This window comes from Holdemanella sp. (assembly GCF_056804935.1).
On sequence record NZ_DBMEXE010000048.1, the window covers coordinates 1 to 9,358 of the forward strand.

6 protein-coding genes are annotated in these 9,358 nt (G+C 35.1%); all 6 read right to left on the reverse strand.

Annotated features, from left to right (window positions below):
- Positions 1 to 50 precede the first annotated feature (50 nt).
- Positions 51 to 1,346, reverse strand: a complete 1,296-nt coding sequence (locus ACZQCL_RS03690) for a radical SAM/SPASM domain-containing protein (RefSeq protein ID WP_482481871.1) — start codon at positions 1,344 to 1,346, stop codon at positions 51 to 53.
- Positions 1,347 to 1,547: 201 nt separating this feature from the next.
- Positions 1,548 to 3,551 carry a bilirubin reductase, long form gene (gene bilR / locus ACZQCL_RS03695; RefSeq protein WP_482481872.1) on the reverse strand — a complete coding sequence of 668 codons (2,004 nt, stop codon included), beginning with the start codon at positions 3,549 to 3,551 and terminating at the stop codon, positions 1,548 to 1,550.
- Positions 3,552 to 3,559: 8 nt separating this feature from the next.
- Entirely contained in the window at positions 3,560 to 5,482 is a 1,923-nt protein-coding gene (locus ACZQCL_RS03700) for an oxidoreductase (RefSeq protein WP_419008053.1), read from the reverse strand.
- Between the two features lie 354 nt (positions 5,483 to 5,836).
- Positions 5,837 to 7,399 carry a 23S rRNA (uracil(1939)-C(5))-methyltransferase RlmD gene (gene rlmD / locus ACZQCL_RS03705; protein ID WP_482481873.1) on the reverse strand — a complete coding sequence of 521 codons (1,563 nt, stop codon included), beginning with the start codon at positions 7,397 to 7,399 and terminating at the stop codon, positions 5,837 to 5,839.
- Positions 7,368 to 8,156, reverse strand: a complete 789-nt coding sequence (locus ACZQCL_RS03710) for a putative RNA methyltransferase (protein WP_482481874.1) — start codon at positions 8,154 to 8,156, stop codon at positions 7,368 to 7,370. The genes rlmD and ACZQCL_RS03710 overlap by 32 nt, the downstream gene beginning before the upstream one ends.
- A gap of 50 nt (positions 8,157 to 8,206) precedes the next feature.
- Positions 8,207 to 9,358 (reverse strand): tRNA uracil 4-sulfurtransferase ThiI (thiI, locus tag ACZQCL_RS03715; RefSeq protein ID WP_482481875.1); only part of this gene is annotated, 1,152 nt, incomplete at its 5' end.

The following is a 9,358-nucleotide window of genomic DNA, read 5'->3' on the forward strand; positions in this document are numbered from 1 at the left end:
AAGTCAATTTATATAAGACGTTGTATGAGTGTTGATTTTAGCTTTATATCCTAATTTATTAAATGTGTCTTTTCCAATAAGTGATCCACATCTTCTGGGGATTCATAATCTGTATTGACTGCTTTACTTTGTTTCACCAATTCTTGAATACGACCAGCGTTTTCTAACATTGGACAAGGTCTTAACATATTTTCATTAAATGGTTGATTATCATGATAAGCCTGGAATAAAGGAGATCTAAGTGCATCGAGTAATGTTGTTTTGTGAATGTTACAGTTCGAATAATGAATGAATACACATGGTTCTACATCCCCTTTGGCATTGATATGAAGATATCTTCTTCCTCCAGCAATACATCCACCAACATATTGCGCATCATTTTGGAAATCCATAGTGAAAATTGGTTTTTCACTTCTGAATTTACGAATTTGATGATAAACATACGCCCTTTGTTCTGGTGTTGGAAGCAATTCTTTTACAGCCCCATTTCCTACTGGCATATAGTGGAAGAACCAGCAGAATAAAGCACCTGCATCAATCATTAAATCAAAGAATTCATCACTTGCGATATCTTTATAATTTACACTTGTATAACAAGTACTAATTCCAAATGGCAATTTGTGTTTCTTTAATAATTCCATGGCACGTTTTACAGAATTGTAACAACCATCACCACGTCTAGAATCATTCGCTGTTTCAAAACCTTCCAAACTAATGGCTGGCACAAAGTTTTTAACTCGCAACATATCCTGACAGAATTCTCCATCAATCAATGTACCATTTGTGAAAGACAAGAAAGCACAATCTGGATGCATTTCGCAAATTTTAATCACATCTTTTTTACGTGTTAAAGGTTCTCCACCCGTATAAATATACATGTAAGTACCTAATTCTTTTCCTTGACGAATAATCGAATCAATATCATCTAAAGATAAATTTAATTGATGTCCATATTCAGCAGCCCAACAACCTGTACAATGTAAGTTACATGCAGATGTTGGATCTAATAATACGGCCCAAGGAATATTACAATTATATTTTTCTGATAATTCCTCTTGTTTTGTACTACCATTTAAAGACGCATTAAAAATAAAGTTTTTAAATACAGTCTGCCGAACATCTGCATCCAAATCATACAACTTTAAAATGTAGTCATACCAAACACCTTTTTCATCGATTTGTTCACGAATCACTTTACGCTGTGAACCATACCAACCTTCAGGCATAACCTTATCTACTAAATTCATTAATTTTGGAATATTGGTTTCAGGATCCTTCTCCAAATATTTTAATGCCTGATTCATTCCAAACTTTTGAACACTACTCTGTAAAGAACTAAAATTCATAACTCTTCCTCCGGTTTCATTTATAGTTTCATTCTAGTTCTTTAAAAATGAGTTTTTAATAGACAAATTTTCAAATGTGTAAATTTTATGAGCTATGGTCATTATTTTTATACCGTTTTGAGATATATATTATATATGATTTATATATTTATGAACCACAGTCATTTTTATATCAAAAAAAGAAGGTGTTTTCACACCCTCTTAGATTTCATTAGCAGCCTTATATCCTGTACGAATAGCGCTTGCGATATCTGCTGTTCTTTCACCACTGCAGTCTCCTACATAAGTGAATGGAACAGTTAACTTACTATCATCAAATACATTCTTTTTAGAACCTAATGCATTTACAATTGTATCTGCAGCAATTTCAACATTTGTTTCATCTTTTGTATTCACTGCATAGATGACATTATCTTTAATTTCACTAACACGTGTATTCACAAATTCTTGAACATTGTGTTTTTCAAAATCAGCTTCCATCAATGGCAATACTGTTTCAGATTCTTGCGCTGCAATTTTATCCATCATTTCAACGATTGAAACTTCTAGACCTTTATTTGCCAAATATTCAGCCGTTTCAGCACCTACTAAACCTCCACCTAAAACAACACATTTACCAGATACTTCTTGACCATTCAAGATATCCCAGCTGGATACAACATTTGAATTTTCTACCGACATAGGAAGATCCATATTGTGAGCACCAATGGCCAAGATCACATGATCAAATCCATTCAATTCATCCATTGTTGGTTCGTGATTGAATTCAATGTCCACTTTACCAGGCAAGAATTTTTCATAGTATTGAACCGAACGTAAGATTTCATCTTTTCTTGGTGGAACTGAAGCAATATTGATTTGTCCACCTAAACGATTTGATTTTTCAAATACAGTCACTGTATGTCCTCGTTTATAAGCTACACGAGCCGCTTCTAATCCGGCAAGACCAGCACCTACGATTGCGACATTCTTCGTTTCTGTACATGGTTGAATGAAAATTGTTTCTTCATCTCCATTTTCTGCATTTAAAACACAGCTTAAGTAACGACGAGATTGGATGGCATCTACACAACCTTTATTACAGTTCAAGCATTCACGAATGCATTCACCTTTTTCCACTTTATTGGCAATATCTGGATCTGTTAATAAACTTCTTCCATATCCAATGATATCTGCTGTACCATCTTCTAGAATCTTTTCACCAGCTTCAACACTAACAACACGACCCACTGTTGCCACAGGACAAGAAACAACGGCTTTCACTTTTTCACAAGCACCTAACGTCCAGTTATAAGGAACAGCACCCATAGGAGGAATTGTATCGCCCATGTTTCCTGTGTGGTTAGCTTGAGCCACTTGAATCATATCAATTCCTGCTGCATCTAACATTTTTGCGAATTCAACCGCTTCATCTTCCAATAAACCACCTTTACCACGTAAAGATCCATCTGGATTGACTGTAATAATTGGAAGTTTATATTCAACCATCATGGATGGAGCCGCTTCTTTAATTGCTTGTAAAACTTCTAATGCATAACGCGTACGATTTTCTAAGCTACCACCATAATTATCTGTACGATGATTTAATAACTTTGAACATAATGAACCTAATAAACGGTCACCATGAATTTCAATCGCATCAATACCTGCTTTTTGCGCTTTTCTAGCACATTGGGCAATGCTGTTTTTAATAGCTGTTAATTGTTCAACACTTGCTTCCGTCACAAAGTGCTGCATATCATGATGTAATTTTGCGTATGCACCCTTTGTCAATTCGTCACAGATTTTTTGTTGTTTTTCAGCCTCTTCTACATCATTTGCAGCCTTTGCTTTTGCCGCCAATTGACCAGCAATACCAGCTTCCATAATCATTTTTCCTACACCTTGAACATCATATTCTGGGTGGAACAATTGTAAAGCTACTTTACAATCGTGTTCATGTAAGGCATACGCTAATTTTTTATACATCTCAATTTGCGATTCATCATATAGTTTTGGTGTAGGACTTGCCGTACGAACAGGAGCCACATCACCAATAACGATATAAGAACATCCACCTTGTGCAAGTCTTGTATAGAAAGCTAATGAACGAGGCCCAATCGATCCGTCTCTTTCTTCATATCCTGTTGTCAAAGGGGGAAACATAATTCTATTTTTAAAAGTTAAGTTACCAACTTGAATCGGTTGCAATAATTTACTTGTCATATTTTCTCCTAGATATTTTTAGCAATTTCATGCGCATTTGTGATCGCATCTTTTAAAGTTCCTACTTTTTCACAATCCCCAATATAGTGTACATTTTCTGCTTCCACTTCCACTTTCTTAGGCGCATATCCGACAGCGAAAATTAAAGTATCTGCTTCTGTAATTTTGTGTTCAACACCCTCTTTTACGTAAGTAATAGATTCTTCATCCACATTTGTTACTTGTGCATTCAATTCAATACGAACACCTTTCTGCATCAATCTTTGTGTCAATCTAGATTTTGCAGCTCCACCTTCACCAGGCATTAAGTTATTTGTCATTTCTAATAATGTAATCTTACGATTCATTGGGAATAAGTCATTGATTAATGGTGCTAAATAATCCGCTGTTTCACATCCAACACTTCCACCACCTAATACAACAATGTTACGTCCTGGATATTTCTTTCCAGATAATACATCGTCTGCAGTCATCCAATTTTTGAATACTTTGAATGGTGGAATTTCTTTTGGTGTAGCTCCACTTGAACATACGATTTCGTAATCTTTAAATTCATTTTCAAGCATTTCTTTTGTGACTTCTGTATTTAAACGAACTTCAACACCTTCATGATCTAATCGACGAATCATAAATTTAATAACTTTACACAATTCTTGTTTCGCGATTGGAACAGCCGCAAGTCTTAATTGTCCACCAAGTTCATTCGATTTTTCACAAAGAACAACTTCGTGTCCACGTTTTTTTGCAACATATGCTGCTTCCATACCAGCAGGACCACCACCAATAACTAAAACTTTTTTCTTTGTTTCAGCAGGTGCAATTGTATCATCTTCCACGCTTGGATTTACTGTACAAGAAATACGTTTACCCATCATGATACCTGTTAAACAACGACCACATCCAATACATGGACGAATATCGTCTACTTTTCCTTCAAATGCTTTATTTGCGAATTCACTGTCACATAAGTTTGGACGTCCAATCATACACATGTCACATTTTTCATTTGCGATTAATTCTTCGGCAATCCATGGTTCATTGATACGAGCTACAGTCGCAACTGGAATATTTACATGCTTTTTAATTTCTTCACTTGAGTGAGCGTGAGGTGCTGGACTTGTACCTGGAGCAGGCATACTTGATCCACGTTTGATTGTGTTACCACCAGATACGTGAATAAAATCAACTCCGGCTTTTTCTAATTGTTTACAAACATAGATTTGATCATTTAATGTCAATCCACCTTCACTATATTCATCACCACTAATACGAACATCAATAATAAAGTCGTCTCCACAGTATTTACGAACAGATGCGATAACTTCTAAGCATAGACGTAAACGTCCGTCTAGACTTCCTCCATATTCATCCGTACGTTTATTATATAGTGGTGTTAAGAATCCACCTAATAATCCGTGGGCATGAGCACATTGAATTTCAACGCCATCACCACCGGCAATTTGTACACGGTGAGCCGCTTGACCAAATTGGTCAACGATTGTGTGTAATTCTTCAATTGTTGCAGGTCTTGGTGCACTTTGTGCATAGTAAGGACCCACACAACTTGGTGCAATCAATTGAGGTGTTCCTGGAACTGGGAATGCCATATAAGCTGGGTGGAACAATTGTGCTAAGATTTTAGTTCCATATTGGTGTACGCCATCCACCAATTTTTTCCATCCTGGAATAAAACTATCATCATAAATTGACATATCTCCTGGAAGATATACATAAGTTGGTTCTACAGTTACAACTTCAGTAACGATAAGTCCAACTCCACCTTTTGCACGTGCAGAATAGTGTGCTACTAAATCATCTGTAACATACCCTTTATCGGCCATGTTTGTTGAAATAGGTGGCATAAAAATACGGTTTTTTACTGTTGTCTTTCCAATTTCAATTGGTTCAAATAAATGTGGAAAATTATTCATTTTCTTAACTCCTCCTCATAGATTCTTGTTATTTTACTCACAAATAGACGCAAAAAGCCTATCTCTTTTTTTGTATATTATTATGAATTAAAAAATAAAAAGAATGCGCTACAATCATTATAACGCATTTGTTAACATAAAACCATCTGTTTAGTTAATTTGTGAACTTTTTTGGTTAGGTATCCTTAACAATGATATAGTACAACATTTTATCATTGATTGTCACAATAGGTTCTAATTCACTGCCATCCATATTTGAATCTCTCATCACTGAAGTGCCAAGATTCTCAGAAACAAATTTCTAATAAATAAGAAAAGGACTTCAGTTTCATTTTCCTGAAATCCTTACATGTTTTATTTACCATATCTACGATTTGGTTTGTCATCTGTAAAACGTTTTGATCTACGATCATCATTAAATCTTCGTCTAGGCTTATAGTCACCATCTTTTCGATCATCAAAACGTCTTCTTGGCTTATCATCCTCAAAACGGCGTCTTGGCTTGAAGTCTCCATCTTTTTTATCATCAAAACGACGTCTAGGTTTGAAATCTCCATCTCTTCTTGGTTTATAGTCACGATTTTTTCGATCATCAAAACGACGTCTAGGTTTATAGTCATCATTACGAACAAGTAGTGTAACACTTTCTACATGTGGAGTTTGACTAAACATATCAACTGGTTGAATCTTGACAATACGATACTCTTTCTTTAATACGCCTAAATCTTTAGCCAAAGTAGCTGGGTTACAAGATACATAGATCATCGTTTTGATCTTTGATTTTAAAATAGTTTCCTTCATTATATCATCCAAGCCAGAACGAGGCGGATCCACAATCAATGTATCCACTTCTTTTTCTTGCACTAAATGTGCTAAGGCACTACCCGCATCTTCACAAATGAAAGATACATTGTCTGCATGATTTAACATCGCATTTTCATTGGCATTATCAACCGCATCCTGAATGGATTCAACACCAACGATTTCTTCAGCTTTATCTTTCACAAATAAACTGATGGCACCAATACCACTATAGGCTTCAACCGTAGTCTTTGATCTTGGCATCCAATCTTTAACCACATTATAAAGATTCACGGATTGTTTCGTGTTTAACTGGAAGAAAGATCTTGGAAGTAAAGATAATTGAATATCTTCTAATTGAAGATGCATCTTTTCTTCTCCCCAAATAAAACGCATATCTCCAAATACTTCACGCTTTGTTTCTGTTTTTACACTTTGCCAGATTGAAACAACACCCTCTAATTGAGTTACGTCATGAATAAATTCTTCACTGATATCTTCTTTTCCCGTCACAAATATAATTTGAATCTTAGAATCAAATTCTTTCATCACCAATGTACGATAACCCGTTTTCTTTTTATCATCATACATCTTTAAATGATGCTCATTCATAATTTTTAAAACTTCCTGACGCGTTTGTTCCAACAATTTTGAATGCACATAACATCTTTCCATCTTTTGGAAATGATTTGTATCACGCTCATACATTCCTGTATATAACTCCCCATATTCTTCACCAAAAGGAAGTTTGCAGCTATTACGATATGACAATGGCTCAGGATTCTTTATGATTGGTAAAATGCGACCATTATAATCCGCATACTTAATCAGCGTCTCTTTTAAATTTCCTTCCTTCATTTTACACTGAGCTGGATACTTTACATGCATCAAAGCACATCCACCACACTCTTTCCAAATTGGGCAAAGTGGGTAGCGACGCTTTGAACTCTGTTCAACTAAACGAGTTAATTCTCCAACTAAATAAGTACCTTCATCACTTTTAATATCAAATCCAATGACTTCATCTGGAATGGCATTTTCAATAAATACTGGCTTTCCTTCATGGAACGCAATTCCCTCACCATTAATTCCCCATTTTTTTACTGTTGTTTTCATATTTTTTATACACAGTTACGACAAACTCAAACGTAACCTCTAACCTTTCTAATTGTTTTACACGATCAAGTCCAACTTGACTCGTTTTATATCGATATGGTGTCATTTCCAGTAAAGACCATACATCATCTACCATCTTTTTTTCCTGAATAATTTCCTGGTTTACCAATTCATATTGTTCTAGTATTTCAGGCATTTCATTTTCGTATGGTGTGTCATACAATACTTCTTTTAATTCAAAACAATGCTTAGGACCCGGACCTACTACGATCCAATATCCATTTTCTTTTAGTATACGATAGATTTCATCTTGACCTAAAGGCACAAAAATACTTGTAACACAATCTATGCTCTCATCTAAAAAAGGCATATCAAATAAACTACCCACAATATATTGCGTATGTTTATCTTGTTTAGACGCATGTAGAATCGCTTCCTTACTCAAATCAATCCCATAACTATGTTCAAAGTTCGCCCCTATCTCTTTTGTATAGTAACCCTGACCACAGCCAGCATCCAAATAAATAGATCCATTAGCCTTTTCCTTTACATATTGACGCATAAAATCATAATAATCTTTTTCTAAAAAATCCGTACGCGCTTTGACCATTAAAGCATTGTCCCCATGATTCTTTGTCTGTTTACGTGATAAGTTCACATAACCTTGTTTGGCACAATCAAAAGAATGATTATTTTCGCATCGAAATGTTTTATTTTCTTTTATTAGTTTCTTTTTACACACCGGACATATCAACATAAAAAGATTATAACATAAAAGAAAAAGAGAAGCGCTATATTTCACTTCTCTTAGAATAAATCTTCTTCAACCTTAACTGGATGTACCCAAATATCTTCTGTATTATCTATACAATCTTGTACCATCTTGTCAAAATCCCATTTTGCCTCATATTTTTCACACTTATCCACACGAGGTTTAGTGACCGGATTCTTTGGTGTAAAAATCGTACAACAATCTTCATAAGGAAGAATACTTGTTTCATATGTTCCAATCTTTTTAGAAAGATCAATAATTTCAACTTTATCCATACAAACAACTGGACGAATAATCGGCATATTTGTGACATCATTGATTGTAAGCATACTCTCTAAAGTTTGACTTGCAACCTGTCCAATCGATTCGCCTGTTGCGATAGCTTGAGCATGTCTTTTCTTAGCTAGGCCTGTCGCAATACGCATCATCATACGACGCATCAATGTGATCGCATAACTTTCATCCGCATTTTGATAGATTGCCAATTGAAGATCTGTAAATGGAACAACATGAACTAAAACATCACCTTGATAACCAGATACAAGTCTAGCTAGTTCCATTACTTTTTCTTGTGCATTTTGTGAAGTATATGGAGGTGAAGCATAGTGAATACATTCTATGTGTACACCACGTTTCATCATTAAATAGCAGGCAACTGGAGAATCAATTCCACCACTTAATAAAACCATGGCCTTTCCGCCAACACCCACTGGATATCCACCAGCACCTTGGATACGATCTGTCATAATGTAAGCTGCATCTTGATGAACTTCAACAACAATTTTTACATCCGGATTATGAACATCCACTTTCCAGTCACTGTTCTTTAAAATCTTAGTTGCAACCCTACGATTAATATCGTCTGAAATATATGGGAATAATTTATCACTACGACGTGCAGCTACCTTAAATGTTTTTGGTGTTGTTAAATCTAAAGATTCATAACAAGCATCAATGATTTGATCTAAATCTGGTTCCACTTTAATAGCTAATGAGAAGGAAGATATTCCAAAAACTTTAGCTAAAATATCACTAACCTGCTTAGAATCTTCATCATGAAGATAAATATACATACGGTCGTGCTGTTTTTCAAATTCTAATGTTGGGAATGCTTTTAAAGCCTTACGAACATTGTCATAAAGCGCCTTAATAAAGTTGTTACGGTTTTTTCCTTTTAAACTCAATTC

Coding starts and splice junctions, on each gene's coding strand:
- ACZQCL_RS03690 (WP_482481871.1), bottom strand. CDS start 1,346: ATGAATTTTAGTTCTTTACAGAGTAGTGTTCAAAAGTTTGGAATGAAT.
- bilR (WP_482481872.1), bottom strand. CDS start 3,551: ATGACAAGTAAATTATTGCAACCGATTCAAGTTGGTAACTTAACTTTT.
- ACZQCL_RS03700 (WP_419008053.1), bottom strand. CDS start 5,482: ATGAATAATTTTCCACATTTATTTGAACCAATTGAAATTGGAAAGACA.
- rlmD (WP_482481873.1), bottom strand. CDS start 7,399: ATGAAAACAACAGTAAAAAAATGGGGAATTAATGGTGAGGGAATTGCG.
- ACZQCL_RS03710 (WP_482481874.1), bottom strand. CDS start 8,156: ATGTTGATATGTCCGGTGTGTAAAAAGAAACTAATAAAAGAAAATAAA.